General features: G+C 41.9%; 18 protein-coding genes, 2 tRNA genes and 1 pseudogene. 6 read left to right on the top strand and 15 right to left on the bottom strand.

The window, feature by feature from the left end; all coding sequences use genetic code 11:
* Window positions 1–52: 52 nt before the first annotated feature.
* The 11 genes and pseudogenes from ACEO2X_RS04180 to ACEO2X_RS04130 form a co-directional block, all read right to left on the bottom strand.
* Entirely contained in the window at window positions 53–1,312 is a 1,260-nt protein-coding gene (locus tag ACEO2X_RS04180; protein ID WP_131261189.1) for a type II toxin-antitoxin system HipA family toxin, read from the bottom strand.
* 4 nt (window positions 1,313–1,316) lie between these two features.
* Entirely contained in the window at window positions 1,317–1,619 is a 303-nt protein-coding gene (locus ACEO2X_RS04175) for a helix-turn-helix transcriptional regulator (protein WP_070153706.1), read from the bottom strand.
* Window positions 1,620–1,905: 286 nt separating this feature from the next.
* Window positions 1,906–1,981 (bottom strand) — tRNA-Gly (locus tag ACEO2X_RS04170).
* A gap of 313 nt (window positions 1,982–2,294) precedes the next feature.
* Window positions 2,295–4,136, bottom strand: coding sequence for a glutamine--fructose-6-phosphate transaminase (isomerizing) (gene glmS, locus ACEO2X_RS04165; protein WP_179989014.1), 1,842 nt, complete (start codon window positions 4,134–4,136; stop codon window positions 2,295–2,297).
* Between the two features lie 12 nt (window positions 4,137–4,148).
* A complete protein-coding gene (gene glmU, locus ACEO2X_RS04160; RefSeq protein ID WP_371971116.1) occupies window positions 4,149–5,513 on the bottom strand; it encodes a bifunctional UDP-N-acetylglucosamine diphosphorylase/glucosamine-1-phosphate N-acetyltransferase GlmU in 1,365 nt (454 codons plus the stop codon).
* Between the two features lie 18 nt (window positions 5,514–5,531).
* Window positions 5,532–6,053, bottom strand: a complete 522-nt coding sequence (locus ACEO2X_RS04155) for a phosphatidylglycerophosphatase A (RefSeq protein WP_096902633.1) — start codon at window positions 6,051–6,053, stop codon at window positions 5,532–5,534.
* Complete coding sequence (gene thiL, locus ACEO2X_RS04150) at window positions 6,019–6,948, bottom strand: thiamine-phosphate kinase (protein WP_179990266.1); 930 nt, start codon at window positions 6,946–6,948, stop codon at window positions 6,019–6,021. The genes ACEO2X_RS04155 and thiL overlap by 35 nt, the downstream gene beginning before the upstream one ends.
* A 25-nt stretch (window positions 6,949–6,973) precedes the next feature.
* Window positions 6,974–7,423, bottom strand: a complete 450-nt coding sequence (gene nusB, locus ACEO2X_RS04145; protein ID WP_004974349.1) for a transcription antitermination factor NusB — start codon at window positions 7,421–7,423, stop codon at window positions 6,974–6,976.
* 4 nt (window positions 7,424–7,427) lie between these two features.
* Window positions 7,428–7,898, bottom strand: coding sequence for a 6,7-dimethyl-8-ribityllumazine synthase (ribE, locus tag ACEO2X_RS04140; protein WP_004974350.1), 471 nt, complete (start codon window positions 7,896–7,898; stop codon window positions 7,428–7,430).
* A gap of 11 nt (window positions 7,899–7,909) precedes the next feature.
* Window positions 7,910–9,031, bottom strand: a complete 1,122-nt coding sequence (ribBA, locus tag ACEO2X_RS04135) for a bifunctional 3,4-dihydroxy-2-butanone-4-phosphate synthase/GTP cyclohydrolase II (RefSeq protein WP_096902634.1) — start codon at window positions 9,029–9,031, stop codon at window positions 7,910–7,912.
* Between the two features lie 346 nt (window positions 9,032–9,377).
* Window positions 9,378–9,547 (bottom strand): annotated as a pseudogene (locus ACEO2X_RS04130) (secretion protein HlyD); the annotation flags it as partial.
* Window positions 9,548–9,790: 243 nt separating this feature from the next.
* Between ACEO2X_RS04130 and ACEO2X_RS04125 the strand changes: the two are divergent.
* On the top strand, window positions 9,791–10,441 hold the full coding sequence (locus tag ACEO2X_RS04125; RefSeq protein ID WP_004974358.1) for a response regulator transcription factor: 651 nt from the start codon (window positions 9,791–9,793) through the stop codon (window positions 10,439–10,441).
* An 858-nt stretch (window positions 10,442–11,299) separates the two neighbouring features.
* Here ACEO2X_RS04125 and ACEO2X_RS04120 read toward each other — a convergent pair.
* Window positions 11,300–11,390, bottom strand: a tRNA-Ser gene (locus tag ACEO2X_RS04120).
* Between the two features lie 119 nt (window positions 11,391–11,509).
* Between ACEO2X_RS04120 and ACEO2X_RS04115 the strand changes: the two genes are divergently transcribed.
* Window positions 11,510–13,390 (top strand): potassium transporter Kup, encoded by a 1,881-nt coding sequence (locus ACEO2X_RS04115; protein WP_371971115.1) that lies wholly within the window; start codon window positions 11,510–11,512, stop codon window positions 13,388–13,390.
* An 83-nt stretch (window positions 13,391–13,473) separates the two neighbouring features.
* Here the strand turns inward: ACEO2X_RS04115 and ACEO2X_RS04110 are convergent, their stop codons facing one another.
* A complete protein-coding gene (locus ACEO2X_RS04110) occupies window positions 13,474–14,079 on the bottom strand; it encodes a hypothetical protein (RefSeq protein WP_004974369.1) in 606 nt (201 codons plus the stop codon).
* 344 nt (window positions 14,080–14,423) lie between these two features.
* Here ACEO2X_RS04110 and ACEO2X_RS04105 point away from each other — a divergent pair, with 344 nt between their 5' ends.
* Window positions 14,424–15,500 carry a DNA/RNA non-specific endonuclease gene (locus ACEO2X_RS04105; protein WP_004974371.1) on the top strand — a complete coding sequence of 359 codons (1,077 nt, stop codon included), beginning with the start codon at window positions 14,424–14,426 and terminating at the stop codon, window positions 15,498–15,500.
* Between the two features lie 49 nt (window positions 15,501–15,549).
* Entirely contained in the window at window positions 15,550–15,795 is a 246-nt protein-coding gene (locus ACEO2X_RS04100; protein ID WP_004974374.1) for a hypothetical protein, read from the top strand.
* A 152-nt stretch (window positions 15,796–15,947) separates the two neighbouring features.
* Here ACEO2X_RS04100 and aqpZ read toward each other — a convergent pair whose 3' ends face one another.
* Together aqpZ and ACEO2X_RS04090 are read right to left on the bottom strand one after the other, a co-directional pair.
* Window positions 15,948–16,598: an aquaporin Z gene (gene aqpZ, locus ACEO2X_RS04095; RefSeq protein WP_180060875.1), complete on the bottom strand. Its 651-nt coding sequence runs from the start codon at window positions 16,596–16,598 to the stop codon at window positions 15,948–15,950.
* A 153-nt stretch (window positions 16,599–16,751) separates the two neighbouring features.
* Window positions 16,752–17,753 (bottom strand): AraC family transcriptional regulator, encoded by a 1,002-nt coding sequence (locus tag ACEO2X_RS04090; RefSeq protein ID WP_096902638.1) that lies wholly within the window; start codon window positions 17,751–17,753, stop codon window positions 16,752–16,754.
* Between the two features lie 198 nt (window positions 17,754–17,951).
* Between ACEO2X_RS04090 and ACEO2X_RS04085 the strand changes: the two genes are divergently transcribed.
* Both ACEO2X_RS04085 and ACEO2X_RS04080 read left to right on the top strand, forming a co-directional pair.
* Window positions 17,952–18,593, top strand: coding sequence for a hypothetical protein (locus ACEO2X_RS04085; protein WP_096902615.1), 642 nt, complete (start codon window positions 17,952–17,954; stop codon window positions 18,591–18,593).
* Window positions 18,593–19,192 (top strand): IS607 family transposase, encoded by a 600-nt coding sequence (locus ACEO2X_RS04080; protein ID WP_016659757.1) that lies wholly within the window; start codon window positions 18,593–18,595, stop codon window positions 19,190–19,192. Before ACEO2X_RS04085 ends, ACEO2X_RS04080 begins: the two co-directional genes overlap by 1 nt.
* Window positions 19,193–19,346 lie beyond the last annotated feature (154 nt).

Below are 19,346 nucleotides of genomic sequence, written 5' to 3'. Positions count from 1 at the left end.
AAATTTTATATGTATTTCCAGATTGCTTTTGATTAAATCGGATGGTTTATATTCAATTCAATAAATGAATATTATGCTCAATCCTATTTTGGATCATTTGGAGAGTTTCAGATCTAATTTGTTCAGGTAATAGATCATGAGCAATCTTCGTAAATCGGCTGGCAACTTCGCAAATTGAGTTAATCATTTCATCAACCTCTTGAATAGAAAGCTCTGCTTCCTGAATGCCCAGTTTGACAATGGCAGACCGAGTAATATCCAGTGCTTCACCCATAATATCCATTTGATGATATCCACCTGGGCCTTCACAGAAAGTAACGTCGTAGGCTGGGGCGAGTTTCCATTGTCCATTTTGAGACATTAAAAACGAAAAGTTTTTGCAATGATCATCTCGATTATTGAACACCACATTGAAAACAGCGCGCTTGAATGCAATCGCTTTTTCGCGAATATCATTGGTACAAAAGTGTGTAGCACGAAGAAAGTTGCTGTAGTCTAAACTCCCAGGTGATTTAAAATCAGCCCCTGTAAAGGCAGCTAAACTTTGCATAGGGATGCGCATGCCATCGCAGCGGTCAAATCTTTTTGAGGCAAATGCAGTTAGGCCATTCGGAAGAGTGAAGTATTGGGTGTCTGGGGTGTCAATATGACAATGACGCAAACATTCTGCATAAACAGTTTCAATTGCACAAACTTCAGGATGCTCTTGCTGAGCGGGAAATTTGATCAGCCAAGCTTCATGTTGATGTGAGTGAACTGTTGAGAATTCATTAGTGACAGGATCACGATAAACAAGTGCTTTTGGCCTTGCACCTTGTGGAGACCCGCCCATAATTAATAAATGCTGTAAAAATTCGGCACCTTCTCCTTTGAGAACTTCCTGAACTTCTTGAGCGAGTCTTAGCAATGGAATATTTTCAGCTAATGTTAACTCGGATGCTGAAGGTTCAAAGGATAATGCCCCCATTGCATGTGTACTAATATACGTGAGGCGTTCTAAAGGCCCAACTCGTGCTGGATTAAGTCCATTTTTTTTAAATAAGCGATCCATCAGGAGCATGCCCCAGCCATCGGGTAAGGCATCGTATATAGGGCCTGGTAATCCCATTTGATGTGCAGGAAAGTTCTTTCTTAATGGGTCACCTTTTAGCGGAAGTAGGTAAGATGAAAGCTCTAAACCTTTACTAATTGCTTCTGCGCTGTATTCAAAAGCAATCAATGGTCGACCTGTGATTGCAGTTGAGGAAACTAGTGTGCCCCAAAGCCAATATTCGCCCCATCCATTGTAGTAAACATCAAGTTTTTTGAGCATGGATTCATTTCCTTTTGATACGTTGGCGAGCCGTATTACTCTCATAGCGGAGCATGTCATCTACACTATTTAAATGTGGTTTGAAAAGTTCCTCTAATTCTTTTAATCGGCCGAGCACCATGGCAACACGTACTAAATTTTCAAATGAAACATTTCGACCAGCTTCTAGATTAGATACAGTATTCACACCAATACCCGCACGCGCAGCAACATCTGCCTGAGTCATTTCCAGATAAAGACGTTCTTTACGAAGCCTCTCACATAATAAAGCAACAACTTCTTCAGGTTTTTTGAATATTAAATCCATAATATTGTGTTTTACATTGTGATATCACCATTAAAACACAAAAAAATGGATTTATGAAATTATGCCAGTTGGTCGATAATGAGATGCTTGATTGGCTGATGAGATTCTATTGGATTAAAGAAATCTAATGATTTTAATGCATTTATTTTTTGCAACTACCTACGAATATGTCGTATTTGGGGCCCGAAACTGTGAAATAAAAGATAATAAAGAAAGTATGATCGGGGATAACATAATATAAAATCAATAAAAAAGCCTCAATCTTTCGATTGAGGCTTTTTGAATTTGGAGCGGGAAACGAGACTCGAACTCGCGACCCCAACCTTGGCAAGGTTGTGCTCTACCAACTGAGCTATTCCCGCATGCGGTGTATAATACATGATGCAAAAATAGGGTCAATCATTTTTTGCATGTCATTGTACTGACTGAATAAATAAACAACATTTTTGGAAAAAAGTGCGGTTAAATGACTTAGGTTGTTTGTTTTATAAAAGTTTTCATTGTCTGCAAAAATATTAATATCACTTACAATGCGCTGCAGCTATGCGAAAAATAAAAAGCATCAGACATAAAAAATCCGCAGTACTGAACTTCTAAAAATGAAGCCGACTGCGGATTTTTAGGTGATTTAAAATAATTTTATTAAATTTAAATCATTGAATAATGTTAAAAAAATTATTCAACTGTTACACTTTTCGCCAAGTTTCTAGGTTGATCGACATCAGTACCGCGCAAAACCGCCACATGATAAGACAACAACTGCACAGGAATGCTATACACAATTGGCGCAAGCAACGCGCTGACTTGCGGTACATAAACCACATGCTGACGCTCTTTATCTGCAGGAATGCCGCTGTGTTCATCTGCAAATACAAACAGCTCACCACCACGTGCCTGTACTTCTTCCATATTGGATTTCAGTTTATCCAGCATGTCATCTTGCGGTGCTAAAATCACCACAGGCATGTCATTGTCTACCAATGCCAATGGGCCGTGCTTTAATTCACCCGCAGCATAACCTTCTGCGTGAATATATGAAATTTCTTTCAGTTTCAAAGCACCTTCCAAGGCAATTGGGAATTGTGTGCCACGACCCAAGAACAAGCAGTGATTTTTCTCTACAAACAATTCAGACAAACGTAAAATTGCCGTATCATTTTGCAAAGTATCTAAAATTACTTTTGGTGTGTGCCATAAGCCTGCAATAATTTCAGCCGTTTCTGTCGCTGCAATTGCATTTTTCACCTGACCAATTTTGAGCACTAACAGCATTAATGCTGCCAATTGTGTGGTAAAGGCTTTGGTCGATGCCACACCAATTTCAGGACCTGCAAGCGTCAACAAACTATGATTGGTTTCACGCACCATAGATGAAGTTGCCACGTTACAAATGGTCATGGTGCTAATATTTAAGCCTTTTGCAGCAGCACGTTTTTGCGTATCACGTAAAGCAGCTAAAGTATCTGCAGTTTCACCAGATTGTGAAATGCACACATACAATGTGTTATTCACAATGACTGGGGTGCGATAACGGTATTCGCTGGCAATTTCCACATGACATGGCAAGTTAATCAGCTGTTCAAACCAGTATTTTGCAATCATCCCTGCATGGTAGCTGGTACCGCAGGCAATAATCTGTACCTGTTGAATCTTGGCAAAATCAAGCTCGGCATCTTTCAGGAAATCTTCACGTAAAGCGTTGCCATTCAATGCTTGTGAAATGGTTTGTTGAATTGCTTCAGGCTGCTCATAAATTTCTTTGAGCATGTAGTGTTTATATTCACCCTTCGATGCATTGCTTACAGTTGCATCCAACTCTTTTACAGGGCGTTCAACCGTTTGACCGTTTACAAAAACTTCAATGCTGTCGCGAGTTAAGCGTGCGATATCACCTTCTTCCAAATACATAAAACGGTTGGTGATTGGCAATAATGCCAATTGGTCTGAACTGATAAAGTTTTCGCCAATACCGACCCCAATCACTAAAGGCGAGCCTTCACGTACCGTGATCAATTCATCTGGATAATCGGTATGGATAATTCCCAGAGCATAAGCACCTTTCAGTTGAGGCACGACTTGCTGTACCGCAACCAATAAATTCGGTGCAGTTTTAAGAGCATGGTTGACCAAGTGCGCAACCACTTCAGTATCCGTTTGAGAGCTGAACATATAGCCTAAAGCTTCTAGCTCATCTTTCAGTTCTTGATAATTTTCGATAATACCGTTGTGTACGACAGCAACATTGCCAGAAATATGCGGATGTGCATTGTTTTCTGTCGGTTTGCCATGTGTTGCCCAACGTGTATGGGCAATACCGAGTGAACCTGTGACTTGAGAATCTAGTACTGCTTGCTCAAGATTTGCTACTTTACCGACACGACGCTCACGCAAGACCTGACCTTGACTAATCAATGCCAAACCTGCGGAATCATAACCGCGATATTCTAAACGCTTTAAACCTTCAATGAGGATATTGGTAATACTACGTTCTGCAACGCCACCGACAATACCGCACATAGGAACTTCCTCTTATTTTTTCAATTTCTGTGGACGTTGATAATTTTCTTTAGTGAACTGTTTAGAACGTTCCACAGCTAAACACTGTTCTGCAACATCACGGGTAATGGTCGATCCTGCGCCTACCGTTGCACCATTGGCAATGGTGACAGGTGCAACCAATGAACTATTTGAACCAATAAAGACTTGGTCACCAATAATGGTTTTAAATTTATTGGCACCATCATAATTGCAAGTAATCGTACCTGCACCAATATTGCTGCCTGCACCCACTTCGGCATCACCTAAGTAGGTAAAGTGGTTGGCTTTGGAGCCTAAACCAATTTGACTGTTTTTCACTTCAACAAAGTTGCCAATATGCACTTCATTGGCCAATACCGCACCCGGACGTAAACGTGAGAATGGACCAATTTGCGCAGCTTCACCTACAACCGCTTGGTCAAATACGCTATACGGCTGAACTTTAGTGCCCGCAGCAATTTTGGTGTTTTTGAGGATACAACCTGCACCAATTTCTACGCCATCACCCAGTTCGCAATCGCCTTCAATAATTACGTTAATATCAATGCGAACGTCTTTACCTGCAGTGAGATTACCACGTAAATCAAAACGGGTTGGGTCAATTAAATGCACACCTTGTTGCATGAGTTGCTTGGCTTGGAAGTTCTGGAACTCGCGTTCTAATGCAGCCAATTGCACACGGTCATTCACGCCTTCTACTTCAAAAGCCAGTTGAGGTTCTACCGATGCAACTTCTAAACCATCGGCAATTGCCATCGCCACAATATCGGTCAGGTAATATTCACCCTGCGCATTGTTATTGCTCAGTTTTGGCAGCCATTCATGTAATTTGGCATTGCTGACGCAGTAAATACCCGTGTTGATTTCTTGAATTTGACGCTGTGCTTCAGATGCATCTTTATGTTCAACAATTGCTTGAATTTTACCGTTTTCACGCACAATACGACCATAACCCGTAGCATCGGCAAGGGTGAGTGTCACCAATCCAATTTGGGTTTCACGTGAAACATCGAGCAGCTTTTGTAAAGTTTGCTCTGTAATGCAAGGTACATCTCCCGATAAAATTAGGGATACGCCTTCATGTGGTAAAACAGGCAAAGTCACTTTGACTGCGTGACCTGTGCCGAGCTGTTCCGCTTGTTCGACCCACTGCACCTGTTCATGTGCAAAAGCATTTTGAACCAAAGTACCGCCGTGACCGTAAATGGTAATAATATGATCGGCTTGTAATTTTTTTGCGGTATCAATCACGTGACCCAAGAGTGGGCGTCCTGCAAGAGGTTGTAATACTTTTGGTAAATTTGAACGCATGCGCGTGCCTTTACCTGCTGCAAGAATAATCAAGGTGGTAGACATGTTGAATCCTAGTGATGGCTAAACCAAAGTAAAAGATAAATAAATATAAATACATAATGCGGCCCAAAGACCCGCAATAATATCGTCCAGCATGATGCCAAAACCACCCTCGACCCGACGGTCAATCACACGTATTGGCCAAGGTTTCCACACATCAAATAGTCGGAATAGGGCAAAACCCACAATTACCCAGACCCAGCTGATTTGATTGATAAAAATCAGGGGTAAAAAGGTAATCGATTGTCCTGCAAATTCATCCCAAACAATACGACCATCATCATGTACGCCCATAACCTGTGCAGTACGTCCACAGATATATATGCCAACGAGGGACATGATGGCAATGGCAAAAAGGCTTGGAATGAAACCAAGCGCGAACCAAATGGGAATGAACAGTAGGGCAAAGGCCGAACCAAAGGTACCGGGAGCTTTGGGTAGTAGACCTGAACCGAAGCCAACACCACAGCATACAATCAGTCGGTCAGTCCAAGACATGGCTTTGAAATTAATCGCGGGTTTTTGCAAAGTGTTGGTATCCATGAAAATGAAGTGAACGATCTACGCCATTCTGTTCAAAGCTTAAGCGGTTTTGATTGTTAATTTTGCCAATAATATGAATAGGGGTATTCAGCGGTTTTTGCAAAAGCTGCTGATAATTTTGTGGGCTTATTGTAAAGCATAACTCATAGTCATCGCCACCTGCCAAGGCATATTGCCACTGCTTTTGTTGTGGTAATTCGGTTAATGCAGTATCTATAGGCAGTTGGCTGAGTTCAACACAAGCACCGACCTGAGAGGCTTTGAGAATATGCCCTAAATCTTGTGCCAAGCCATCTGAAACATCAATCATGCTTGAAGCCAGACCTTTGAGCTGTTGCCCGAGTTGGCAGCGAGGGGTCGGATAGTCTAGGCGCTGTTTTAAGGGATGATCGAGATGATCTAAACTAAAAGCGGCATCGCCGACTTGTCCGCTGACACAAATATAATCGCCGACTTGTGCGCCTGAACGTGGAATTGCTTGTCCTTGTTCAATCCAGCCTAAGGCGGTAACGGAAATGGTGAGATGCGGGCTTTGTGTGGTATCTCCACCAATTAAACTTACCCCGAATTGATCGCAACAATCATGTAAACCCTGACTAAAACCTTTGAGCCAGTCATGATCAATTTGGGGTAGGCTCAATGCCAGTAAAATACTGTGTGGGGTGGCACCCATGGCGGCAATGTCAGATAAATTGACCGCAACCGATTTCCAACCAATCGCATGTGGGTTGGTATCGAGGGGGAAATGTCGTCCAGCGACTAAAGTGTCGGCACAAATGACCAATTGTTGTTGCGGCGGAGGGGTGAGCAGAGCTGAGTCATCACCGACACCTAAATCGACTGCATCGGGACGCGGTCTGTTGAAATAGGTCTCAATAATGGAAAACTCAGCCATACAACAATCGACTCAATACTTTGAATTAGTTGCTTTGTTGCTTTTCTGCTGCACGTAAGCTGTTGGCAAGACGGTCTAATACACCATTGATGTATTTGTGGCTGTCTGCACCACCAAAGTGTTTTGCCAATTCAATCGCTTCATCCAATACCACACGGTATGGAATTTCCAGATGTTGTTCTAACTCATAAGCACCTAAACGTAAGGTGGCGAGTTCAACACCATCGAGTGCTTGAATGTCACGATCAAGAACAGGCACCAGTAATGCATCCAATGCTTCATGATTGGCAACCACTTGAGTCAACAATTCATGATAATAGCCGAGATCCACTTTGTGCATGGCATTTTCCACACGGGTACGTGCTTCAATTTCATGTACTGGATTGTGGCTCATCTGCCATTCATAAATACCTTGCACAGCAAAACGACGTGCTTTACGTTTTGCTGCATAAGTTGCTTGAAGTGTTTGCGACATAGCGTTAAATAGCCTTTAACAAGTTAACCATTTCAATTGCAGTTAAGGCAGCTTCACTTCCTTTATTACCTGCTTTTGTTCCAGAGCGTTCAATTGCTTGTTCAATACTATCCGTAGTCAATACACCGTTAATCACAGGTAAGCCAGTATCTAAACCAACCACACCTAAGCCTTTGGCACATTCGCCTGCAACAAAGTCAAAGTGTGGAGTGCTACCGCGAATCACTGCGCCGAGTGCAATAATGGCATCATAACCATTCGATGCAGCTAATTTTTTAGCCACAACAGGAAGTTCCCAAGCGCCTGGTGCATGAACAACGGTGATATTATCCTCTGATACGCCATGACGTTTCAATGTGTCAATTGCGCCATCAAGCAAATGCTCAACCACAAAACTATTAAAACGACCGACTAAAATCGCATAACGGCCTTCGCTAGCGAGATGTAATAAACCTTCAATACGGCGAATTGCCATAGCAACCTCGATTATTTCTCTGATGTTGGATCTGCGGTGATATATTCCACCACTTCTAAGTTAAAGCCTGATAAAGCATTGAAACGTAATGGTGAGCTGAGTAGCTTCATTTTTTCAACGCCTAAATCACGTAAAATTTGTGCACCCACGCCAATGGTTTGGTATTGCTGTGACAATGCAGCATTGGCTTTGCCTTGTTTCGGGGATTTAAGGCTGTCTAGGGCAGGGCCCAAGTCTTGCAATTGAGCTTGACCAATCCAGACCAAAACACCACGTTCACTGTTGGCAATTTCTTTTAAAGCACGGTCTAAATTCCAAGTTGCCGAACCATCTGCTTTTTTCAGCTTCAGCAAATCACGGGTTGGATTAAAACCATGCACACGTACTGTGGTAACGCCTTCTTTCGGCTCGCCTTTGACCAATGCCAAGTGAATGTCTGGGTTCCCCAGTTCACGGTAGCGATATAAGTCAAAAGTACCATATTCGGTGTCGATGCTTTGCTGATCCAAACGCTCTACAGTTTGTTCATTGGTCATGCGATAGTGGATTAAATCGGCAATAGTACCAATTTTTAACCCGTGCTTTTCAGCAAAAATTTCTAAATCTGGACGACGCGCCATCGTGCCGTCTTCATTGATGATTTCACAAATTACCGATGCAGGCTCTAAACCTGCCAAACGGGCAAGATCACAACCTGCTTCGGTATGTCCTGCACGGTGCAATACACCACCTGGCTGTGCCATGAGTGGGAAAATATGCCCAGGCTGAACAATATCGGCAGGCTTGGCATGTGCAGCGACAGCGGTTTGAATGGTATGCGCACGTTCTGCGGCAGAAATACCCGTGGTAATGCCTTCAGCAGCTTCAATCGACAAAGTAAAGTTCGTACCGTGTTGTGCACCATTGGCATCAACCATTAACGGTAGGTTTAATTGCTGGCAACGGTCACGACTTAAGGTTAAGCAAACAAGACCACGCGCGTGTGTGATCATGAAGTTGATATCTTCAGGGCGAACGTGGGTTGCGGCAATGACTAAATCACCTTCATTTTCACGATCTTCATCATCCATGAGGATGACCATTTTTCCTGCACGGATATCTGCTACAAGCTCTTCGACAGTATTGAGCGGCATCAACCTTCACCTTCTTATTTGTCTGAAACGACATTGAATGAGAGAGATGCATAGTCTAACGGTTTTTTACCTGTTTTGCCTATGCTTATCATTTTCATTGCGTGACTTATGGTTATACACAGTGTCATCAGGCTTGGAAAGAGGTGAAAAGGAGGATTTGCTGCGTTGCTGTAGATTGTTTAGGCAATTAAGATGAAATGCAAAATCTGTGAAAAATAAAACTGTAGAGGGCATAGGATATTATCGCCCTCATTCTCGCCTTCACTTGAGCCCAGTTGGGTTTTGGGAGAAGGCAAGAATCAGAGATGAGATAATTCATTAAATTCAGGTATAAGAGAATTTCTGTTTAGCGCTCACGTAAGGCTTCTTTGGCTTTGTTGAATGGTTTGATCAGATAATCCAACACCGTTTTTTCACCCGTTTTAATATCGACTGTTGCGACCATGCCCAGGGTATATCAAACGCTTGTCCTGCTTTGTTGCTGAGTTTGTCTGAATCGGTACGGATATAAACCCTTATCTTGGGATATTTTCTATTTCATATTACATCTTGTTTTGAGCGTTTTGGTTGTAAAATAAAACTGATTAAAAAATCCACAAAATGATCAACCTTTTTGACTGAGCGCTGAAAACATAAAAAATAAACGCTTTTCTGTGATTAATTGCACAATAAATGCAAAAAAGTCATGTCTTGCATATCCTTAATTGTCTTTGTATGGTTAGAATATAACAACTGTGCCCAAGATCTCTCACGTCTGTTATGAATATATTAATCGTTGATGATCATCCGCTGTTTCGCCATGCCTTAATTCAGGCGGTTCGTTATAGCTTACCGCAAGCTCAAATTCATGAAACTGCTGCAGTTAATGAATTGTACGAACGTTTGGAAAATGGACCTGAGCCTGATCTTGTTTTATTGGACTTGAATTTACCAGGGGCATCGGGCTTTTCTGCATTGGTGCATGTGCGTGCGCAATATCCATCTATCCCAATTATTGTGGTGTCCGCTCACGAAGAAGCATCGATTATTCAACGTTCAATTGCGCATGGGGCGATGGGTTATATCCCAAAATCGGCACATCCGAGCCATATTGGTGAAGCAATTCGTCAAGTTTTAGAAGGTGAGATTTGGTTGCCGCCAAACTTGGCTGCGAATGTTAACTTTGACCCTCGCGCTGCAGATGAAACAGCTTTGGCTGAACGTATTCAGTCTTTAACACCACAGCAATTCCGTGTATTGATGATGGTGGCAGAAGGTTTGTTGAATAAGCAAATTGCCTATGAATTAGATGTTTCTGAAGCGACGATTAAAGCGCATGTGACCGCAATTTTCCGTAAATTGGGTGTGCAAAATCGTACTCAGGCGGTATTGGCAATCAATGCGTTAAATATTGAAGAAAAGAAAATGTAAGATGTGACTGATCTGTAAAAGATGAGTTTAAAACCGCTGTGTTGATCTGGAAGATTGAGCAGCGGTTTTTTTATTGGGTGGGTGGTTGGCTGATTATGACCTTTTTAAAAAGCTAATTCGCTTTAGGATGTGACATTTAGCGTTCAGGTTGTTGATGTGCTTAAAACCTAAAAGGAATATTGTCTTATTCCTTTAGCTGTATGGCATAAACATATTCAGGCTTTCATGTCGATAAAACTGACAAAAATCGACATGAGAGAGTTGTCATGTCGATGACATAAACATATTCAGGTTGTCATGTCGATAAAATGGGTAAAAATCAACATGAGCTGAATAGCTATCAGTCTAATGCAGGCGATATGCTTCTTTCAGATTCTTAGGCTTTGATTGTATCTGTACCCATAAATCCAATAGTGTGAAGTTGTCCGCAGCGGGAAAACCCGCCACTAATAAGAAATACATAGAAGGACGAATATGTTTTAATAGTAATAGATGAATGGTGATTTGAATAAATCATACCTAAGTGAGTAGGGGGCTTTCCCCTATATGGGTTCAACTTTTAGAATTCACGATAACCAAGCCCGCCAGCCGTGATATGTGCTAGATTTCGATCATAGGTAATTATTTGGCTTTCTTTTCCGATGGTTTTATTTTTCTGACTTGAGCATCTGTAAGCATTGCAATGATTCCACAGAATTGGGGGTATAATTTTGGGGGTAATTTATTATACCCCTAGTTATACCCCCAACAAGATCAAGCTTGCAATAGATAAAGTAGATTGCATTAGACATAAAAAAAGCTTAAACCCTTTAGATTCAAGCCCTTAAAACTACGGGATAATACCGTAAACAACTAATTTGGCGGTGAAAGAGGGATTCGAACCCTCGATACGCTATTAACGTATACACACTTTCCAGGCGTGCTCCTTCAGCCACTCGGACACTTCACCATAGGCGGTGGATAATAACCAAAAAATAGTACAAAGCCAAGTTGAAACATTTGATTTAGAGAAAAACTTTCAGCGTAGTGCTATGATTCTCAAAAATACCGTCTAAATCGAAGACACCTATGCAAAGTACTGCAAAAAAAGCAGCCTTACCCGTCATTACCTTGGCTGCGCTCGGCGTCGTATTTGGGGATATCGGAACCAGCCCCCTGTACGCCTTCCGACAAACTTTTTTAACGGCCCATCTTGCAATTACTCAAGCCAGTGTATTGGGAATTTTATCCCTGATTTTCTGGTGCATGATGCTCACCATCAGCTTCAAATACGTCACTATCATTATGCGTGCCGATAACAATGGCGAAGGCGGGATCATGTCATTATTGGCATTGAACCTGCGCACCACCCGCATTGCCGAAGACAAAAAAATCTTTCTGATCGCACTTGGCTTTATTGGCGCATCACTTTTCTTTGGCGATGGTATTATCACCCCCGCTATTTCAGTATTGTCGGCTATCGAAGGGCTAAGTATTGCCACGCCTATTTTTAATCAATGGCTCGTACCGCTCTCAATTGGTATTTTGGCAGGACTGTTCATTGTGCAGCGTCATGGTACAGGCACTATGGGCAAATTTTTTGGCCCACTGACTTTGCTGTGGTTTTTAGCCATTGGCGGTGCAGGGCTGCTCAGTATCATCCAAACCCCATTTGTATTGGCCATGGTCAGTCCACACTGGGCGTTTAACTTTGTAGTAGAGCAACCCTTTGTTGCATTTCTCACCATGGGTGCGGTGATTTTAACCATGACGGGTGGCGAAGCACTCTATGCCGATATGGGGCATTTTGGGCGGATGCCTATTCGCCTCGCGTGGTTTTTGATTGTCTTACCTTGCTTGTTATTGAATTACGCAGGACAAGGGGCATTATTGCTACGTAACCCTGCAGCGATTGAAAATCCGTTCTATATGTTGGTGCCTGAATGGGGCTTATACCCGATGATTGGTTTAGCCACAGCTGCAGCGGTGATCGCTTCTCAAGCGGTGATTACAGGGGTATTTTCAATGGTTAATCAGGCCATTCAATTGCGTTATTTGCCTCGCCTGACGGTACGCCACACGTCCGATGTCGAACGTGGTCAAATCTATTTGCCATTCATTAACTGGGCCTTATTTATTTCGGTGCTCATCTTAATTTTACTGTTTGAAAATAGTGCCAATCTTGCCAGTGCCTATGGTGTGGCAGTGACCATGACCATGCTGTGTGGCACTATTTTAATTTCAGTGTTGGCCTATGGTTTTTGGCGTTGGCCGATGTGGAAAGTTGCCCTTTTTGCAGTGCCATTTTTAACCCTAGATTTAATTTTTGTGGCTTCGACCTCGCTCAAAATTGTGTCAGGGGGATGGGTGCCAATTTTAATTGGCGCCATCATGTATACCATTTTAATAACGTGGAAAGATGGTCGTGCATTGGTTTTCAATCGTTTGGAAAAAGATGCCTTGCCGATAGACCTATTCATTCACAGTATTAGTATGGGCAATGAAACCAAATTTGTCCCTGGCGATGCGATTTTCTTGACAGGTACGCCTAACATTGTGCCACATGCCATGTTGCATAATATTAAGCACAACAAGGTCTTACATGAACGCAATATTATGGTAACGGTCATCACGCGTGATATTCCATTTGTGGCGCAGCAAGATCGGATTCAAGTCGAAAAACTGGATGATCGTTTTTATCGGATTGCCATGTATTACGGTTTTAAAGATCAGCCAAATATTCCAAATGCCTTGAAACAAGCCTATGAACAGCTTGAGTTTGAATTCGATATGATGCAAATGAGCTTCTTTATTTCGCGTGATCGAATTGTGCATACGGTGGGCGATGGCATGTCACCGTGGCGTGAAAAACTGTTTATTTCAATGCAGCGCAATACCAGTCCTGTGAGTGATTTCTATCAAATTCCAACCAACCGTGTGGTGGAATTGGGTAGTCAAATCGAAATTTAAAAACTGCTCAATAGATTTTAAAAAACCAGCATTATAAAGTGCTGGTTTTTTATTTTTAGCTCAAGATTGGTCTTAAACAGATCTTATTGTTCCGTATCACTTGGTTGTAGATGGCTTAAATCTATATCGTTTACATCTGCGCCCTGTGCCGCAGGTGCTGTGGTTTCAAGCCGTTCAGTCGTGGGCAGATTGACTGCTGCTTGTTCAGATGCAGCAGGGTTTTGTGGTGCAGCATTTAGCGCTTCTGCGGTGACATCCACATCATCGCCAGCATTTACAGGTAAATCGGCTGAAGATGACAATAATGGCGCAGAGGTGGCTTGTATGTGTTGTTCGCTCACTTGCTCTGCCTGCGCTGCGTGTTGCAGTTCGGATTCAGTCCCGACAGGCATCGTCATCGGTACATTGTCTTGAGCCAGATTGGCTTGTTCGGCTGAAATTTGGTTTGCAGGCTGTTGCGCTATATTTTCTGCTGGACTTGTTAAGTTTGTATCTGTACTCGGTACAATGCGTATCTGACCATTGGCGATTAATTCTTGTAGTGAGCCTGCTTGCCCATTAATCGTGGTGCTTATTTTGACTTTAGATAAACTTTCTAAAGTATCACCTGCTTGAATGGGTGGTTCGGCAAAGGCAGAAATGCTGATACTGCTACCAACCAAAGCACAAGCAAAAAGATGAAAACGCATGTATTTCTCCATCAAAAATCGCAAAAATAAAGTTAAAACCAATTTAAATCGTCAATGACATCCAGCTAGAGCAGCGCAATGCGCTTGGGTGTCGCTGAGCGATGTCTTTAAGGTGTATTTAGCTTGGCAGATTCGCTAAAACGGATGCAATCAAATCTACCAAACTTGATCTAGACTGATGTCAAAAGTGCTTAAAACTCAGGCTGTGTATGGCTTTTGTGGTGTTATGGCGCGGGTTTTGTTTAATTGTTAGACGAACAAGAGGTGCTTCATATACAAGCTGTGAGTGGATTGTTAAGCTCGGGCAAACTCTGCGGATTTAGAGCGAAGTCACAGTAACGGTTATGGCAAGAAAACGGCGCAATTCCAACAACATTTGGACTCAAATTTTCAATCAAAACAGCTTGAAAGTGCTACTCGGTGTAGTGGCAACAGGGAGTTTTGTGATTGCTTTTGGTCAAGAAAAAATTAGCCAGTGGACTTCACTGGTGCCGAGTTCAGGAAATAGTGCTTGCCTAACCCAGTTCTATCGAGAAACGCCGCCCTATTTACTGAAAAATAGCCTGCAAAAAGACAGCTATCCGCTGTGTTTTAATGACTTTAATGTGATGTATTCAGGGGTATCCAAAACCCCGTTATGGGTGGCAGAAGCCTTAACACCAGCGCGTTTGAGTCAGCGGATTCCACGTGAAGATAACTTTCACGAAGAACCGCGCGTCAAAGCCGAGCATCGTGCGACTTTGCTGGATTATCGTGGTTCGGGTTATGACCGTGGACACATGGCACCGAATGCCGACATGACCAACTTGGCAGCCCAGTTTGACAGTTTTTCTTTGGCAAATATGGTGCCGCAAGCCCCTAAAAATAATCAGCAGGTCTGGCGTGAACTTGAAGAAGCCACCCGAGCGGTGGTGACTAAGCAAAAGCAAGATGTGTATGTGATTACGGGGCCAAGTTTTAATGCCAAGCGTCTAAAAACCATTGGGCAGGGCGTTATTGTGCCGACTGCGGTGTATAAAGCTGTGTATATGCCCAAAACAGGCGCGATAGGGGCTTATTACGCGCCCAATAACGACTCGTTACAGGTGCAAGTGGTGAGTGTCTGCTATTTAGAAGAACAGTTGGGCATTAATTTATTCCCACAATTAAGTGAAGAACAAAAGCGCAATACCTATAAATTGCCTTTGACTGCAAATGCTGTAAAAGCCAATACACCGATTGCCTACTCACATTGGGATGCAGAAAGCCAGTGCGCAGAAGATGTATCTGCTGAGCAATTACAAGCCTTGCAAACCGAATTTAAACGCTCAGGCAGTAGTCCTGCATCGGGTGCTAGCATTGATGCAGATACCCAAGATGCAATTGTGAAGCAATTGATTGAAGCTTTATTGCAATATATTTTACAGTTGTTGAAATCTTAAACTGGGTTAAGATGATGGATATTGCATCCTTCATGCTAAGGTGAATTCAATGTTTAAACCGTTTCAAAATGGGACTGAATCACATGCGATTCATGACTTAACCTTAGAAAATGATTTAGATTGCATCAATGTGTATGGCAATTTGCAAATCAGCAAAGATCAGGCGGGTTTACAGGCAGCCAAAGCACTACAGGCTTTTTTGAATGAAGTTGTTGCAACTTTGGAGCAGACTCCGAATCTGCCTGAAAAGTTAGATCGTCCCGAAGCGGGTGAAATTGAAAATCCATTTTTATAATGGATGCCATCTCAAGATATTAAATCTACTTTAATCTGCTCATCTAAGCCATTAAAAAGCCCGCTCAAACGCTTGAACGGGCTTTGTTGTTTTGTGTGTTTTTAGATAAATCCCAGACATCTTGAAAAGCTGTGGATTTAAAGTTTTGAAGATCAGTCTTCAGCTTTTGCCATAGCGCGATACAGCACCGCACCAATCACCGCACCTACAATCGGTGCAACCCAGAAAGCCCAAAGCTGGCTGAGTGCTGCAGTTTCAGCAAAGAACGCCACACCTGTACTACGTGCAGGGTTCACGGAAGTATTGGTTACAGGAATACTGATCAGATGGATTAAGGTCAGTGCCAAACCAATTGCAATTGGAGCAAAACCTGCAGGTGCACGTTTGGCGGTTGCACCCATAATCACCATCAAAAAGCCAGCAGTGAGTACCACTTCAATCAATAATACTGAACTGAGGGCATATTTTCCTGGAGATAAATCACCATAACCGTTGGTCGCGAAACCGCCTGTGCCTGCAAAACCTGCCTGACCCTGTACAATCAGATACAACACCAGTGCGGCCAGAGTCGCACCAATAATTTGTGAAATAATATACGGTGCGAGTTCTTTGGCTTCAAAACGTCCACCTGCCCACAAACCAATACTGACTGCAGGGTTAAATTGACCACCTGAAATGTGCCCAAGTGCATAGGCCGCGGTTAATACGGTCAGACCGAACGCGAGGGATACCCCCACAAAACCAATGCCCAATTCAGGAAAAGCTGCAGCCAATACCGCACCACCACAACCACCAAATACCAGCTAGAATGTGCCAGCCAGTTCTGCGAAATACTTATTCAATTTGATTCTCCAGTGCTTATTTTTTGAGTTAATTAATCAAACTTCAATTAAATTTATCGCATTTTAGATCGATATTGTGATGAATTTAACACAAATTAAAGTAAAAAGAAGCAATCATGAAGCACGTTGCATCCGCCATTGTTGTGGTGTGTGCTGCGTCCATTGTTTAAACGCACGCTGAAAGGCACTTTGTTCTGAATAACCCAGCAATAGCGCAATTTCTTGCAGACTTAAATGTGGGTCTTGTAAATATTGTTCTGCCAATAAACAGCGTACTTCCTGCATGCGTTTTTGGTAGGTCGTGCCTTGCTGTTGCAAATGACGTTGCAACTGACGTACAGAAATATGTAATTGCTGAGCAATATGTTCAATTTGATACATATTTTTTTGCAGCCCCGTCAAAATGGCTTGCTGTAAACGCTGATCGGTTTGGGTGCTATTCGGTAGCTTTTCCAGTAAGGCTTGCGCCTGTTGCAACAATAAATGCTGTAAGGTTTGATCGCCCTGATGAAAAGGTTTTGCCAGTTCGGAAACAGGCAACAACACTTGGGTAATTGGCTGAGAAAAGCGCACTTTACAATGAAAATACTGCTCATACAGTGCAATATTTTTGGGTGCAGGATGATGAAAATGTACTTCGTGCAGGCAAATATCCTCAAACTGCATAAAGTGCTTCAAAAATTCCATCATCAAGGCAATGGCAATTTCATCGGTTAATTGTGTGGTCATGTGCACGGATAATTCTGACCAACGAATGGATAAGTAATCGTTTTGTGCTTCGACCTGCAATGGGCCACCATCGTAAATCAAGCGATGAAAATCGTGGTAACGCTGTAATGCTTCGCCCAGATGATCACAGGACAAGGCTAAATATGCAATGATGCCTAAATGTTTGGGCTGCACGTATTTGGCAATTTCCAAACCCAAAGCAGGTTGTGGTAATTGTTGCTCCAAAGTGCTGAGCAAGTCACGCCAGAGGGCATAATCAAAACGTTCCAGATTTTGAATCTGATGTAATTTTTCTGGAATGGGCAGCTTTTTTGCTTGGTAATAGCACATCAATAAATGCCCTAAGCCACCATAGACCGAGCCCGTATATTCTTTGAATTGTTGCATGTGTTATCGGTTTATTTTTGTCGTCATTTGTCAATGATATTGATTTTTTTGGTCAAGATCTAGTCAATCTCACATGCCTATAGTGAACATCAGAGTCAAGATGTCCTGTGTTTAAGGAGTGATTTATAGAAAATAATTATATTGACACATATAGTCAAACATATACAATTTAGGTATTAAATTTTAAAAAAACTTGCAATGAAATACTTGACTGAAAGCTTAAAGAAAGTAGAGCAAGACCTTGCTTATTTTGTATCCCCTGAAAATAAAGATGGGTTTATTAAGGAATTTGCATCATGGGTCTATGGTGAGTGGTCAAAGAATGATTTCTATGAAACCGATATTGTAGATTTAGGCTATGATTGTTCTTCGTACCCTGAAAAAACAAATCAATCACTCTCCGATAAATGCCCCACCTATGCTGATTTTATTAATGCAAATACAGGCTTTTCTGAATGTACTCACGTTTCAGGACAAGGTATGCGCTGTCAAGAATATGAGGAAAAATTATTAGAGATTTTTGGTGATGCTTGCGCTAAAAAACTAGATGATTTAGTAGAGCCATATCAACTAGAAGTGCCTGAAAAATACAAAAAATTTGCAGAAAATATTAGTGAACTAATTTTCCTTGAAGTTGTTGATCATCATGAGGATTCAGAACTTTATGAGGTTTGTGACGATATTTTATTAAAATATAATCAGCTAGGAGTCGCATCATCCCCTTATACATGCCCTATCTGTGGATGGGATGAAGACAATGATCTAGCCATATATTGTGATGAATCCATATTTAAAGACTATACACTTGAGGATTTCAAGAAGTTAGCGGAGATTGATTAATGTATTCTCCTGCTAAATTCGGTGAAATGATTGGGAAGTCGGTTAAAACTCTACAAAGATGGGATGCCGAAGGTATTTTGGTTGCATGTCGAAATCCTAAAAATCGCAGATACTACACGCACGATCAATACCTTGAATATATCGGTATAAAAGCAACGGAAGCTAAATCATCAGTAATTGTTTATTCAAGGGTATCTAGTGTTGCTCAAAAGCCCGATTTAGCTAATCAGGTGTCAGCTTTAGAAACTTTTTGTACTGTAAATGGCTATGCTGTTGATGATTGGGTGTCAGAGGTTGGAAGTGGTTTGAATTATAAAAGAAAGAAATTCAATCAGCTTTTTCTTGATATTGAAATGGGTAAAGTTTCAATGCTTGTCATCGCTCACAAAGACCGTTTGGTGCGTTTTGGTTTTGAGTGGTTTGAATCTTTTGCTGAAAGACATGGTTGTAAAGTTATTATTATGAATCAAGAATCTCTTTCCCCAACGGAAGAAGTAACACAAGACTTGTTAGCGATTATTCATTGTTTTTCCTCTCGACTTTACGGATTAAGAAAATACAAAGAAAAAGTTAAAGAATTAGTGAACATCAAGGAATAACTTTTGAAACTAACACGCATCCACCATTGTAAAAACTTGAATGTGCAAAAGTACAAACAGCTTGAGAAACAAGCTGTTTTACTTGGTCGTATTCGTAGCGAGGTGTGGGCTAAATATGGTGCTATTTCAGGTTTGAATATCAGTGACAGAGCTA

It is taken from the genome of Acinetobacter sp. AL9 (assembly GCF_041464035.1).
Lineage (GTDB): Bacteria > Pseudomonadota > Gammaproteobacteria > Pseudomonadales > Moraxellaceae > Acinetobacter > Acinetobacter towneri.
Note: the sequence above shows the minus strand (reverse complement) of the source record. Positions and strands in the feature narration are given on the sequence as shown.

What these genes read in the sequence shown, in the direction of transcription:
- ACEO2X_RS04180 (WP_131261189.1), bottom strand. Translation starts at nt 1,312, where the DNA reads ATGCTCAAAAAACTTGATGTTTACTACAATGGATGGGGCGAATATTGG.
- ACEO2X_RS04175 (WP_070153706.1), bottom strand. Translation starts at nt 1,619, where the DNA reads ATGGATTTAATATTCAAAAAACCTGAAGAAGTTGTTGCTTTATTATGT.
- glmS (WP_179989014.1), bottom strand. Translation starts at nt 4,136, where the DNA reads ATGTGCGGTATTGTCGGTGGCGTTGCAGAACGTAGTATTACCAATATC.
- glmU (WP_371971116.1), bottom strand. Translation starts at nt 5,513, where the DNA reads ATGTCTACCACCTTGATTATTCTTGCAGCAGGTAAAGGCACGCGCATG.
- ACEO2X_RS04155 (WP_096902633.1), bottom strand. Translation starts at nt 6,053, where the DNA reads ATGGATACCAACACTTTGCAAAAACCCGCGATTAATTTCAAAGCCATG.
- thiL (WP_179990266.1), bottom strand. Translation starts at nt 6,948, where the DNA reads ATGGCTGAGTTTTCCATTATTGAGACCTATTTCAACAGACCGCGTCCC.
- nusB (WP_004974349.1), bottom strand. Translation starts at nt 7,423, where the DNA reads ATGTCGCAAACACTTCAAGCAACTTATGCAGCAAAACGTAAAGCACGT.
- ribE (WP_004974350.1), bottom strand. Translation starts at nt 7,898, where the DNA reads ATGGCAATTCGCCGTATTGAAGGTTTATTACATCTCGCTAGCGAAGGC.
- ribBA (WP_096902634.1), bottom strand. Translation starts at nt 9,031, where the DNA reads ATGCCGCTCAATACTGTCGAAGAGCTTGTAGCAGATATCCGTGCAGGA.
- ACEO2X_RS04125 (WP_004974358.1), top strand. Translation starts at nt 9,791, where the DNA reads ATGAATATATTAATCGTTGATGATCATCCGCTGTTTCGCCATGCCTTA.
- ACEO2X_RS04115 (WP_371971115.1), top strand. Translation starts at nt 11,510, where the DNA reads ATGCAAAGTACTGCAAAAAAAGCAGCCTTACCCGTCATTACCTTGGCT.
- ACEO2X_RS04110 (WP_004974369.1), bottom strand. Translation starts at nt 14,079, where the DNA reads ATGCGTTTTCATCTTTTTGCTTGTGCTTTGGTTGGTAGCAGTATCAGC.
- ACEO2X_RS04105 (WP_004974371.1), top strand. Translation starts at nt 14,424, where the DNA reads ATGGCAAGAAAACGGCGCAATTCCAACAACATTTGGACTCAAATTTTC.
- ACEO2X_RS04100 (WP_004974374.1), top strand. Translation starts at nt 15,550, where the DNA reads ATGTTTAAACCGTTTCAAAATGGGACTGAATCACATGCGATTCATGAC.
- ACEO2X_RS04090 (WP_096902638.1), bottom strand. Translation starts at nt 17,753, where the DNA reads ATGCAACAATTCAAAGAATATACGGGCTCGGTCTATGGTGGCTTAGGG.
- ACEO2X_RS04085 (WP_096902615.1), top strand. Translation starts at nt 17,952, where the DNA reads ATGAAATACTTGACTGAAAGCTTAAAGAAAGTAGAGCAAGACCTTGCT.
- ACEO2X_RS04080 (WP_016659757.1), top strand. Translation starts at nt 18,593, where the DNA reads ATGTATTCTCCTGCTAAATTCGGTGAAATGATTGGGAAGTCGGTTAAA.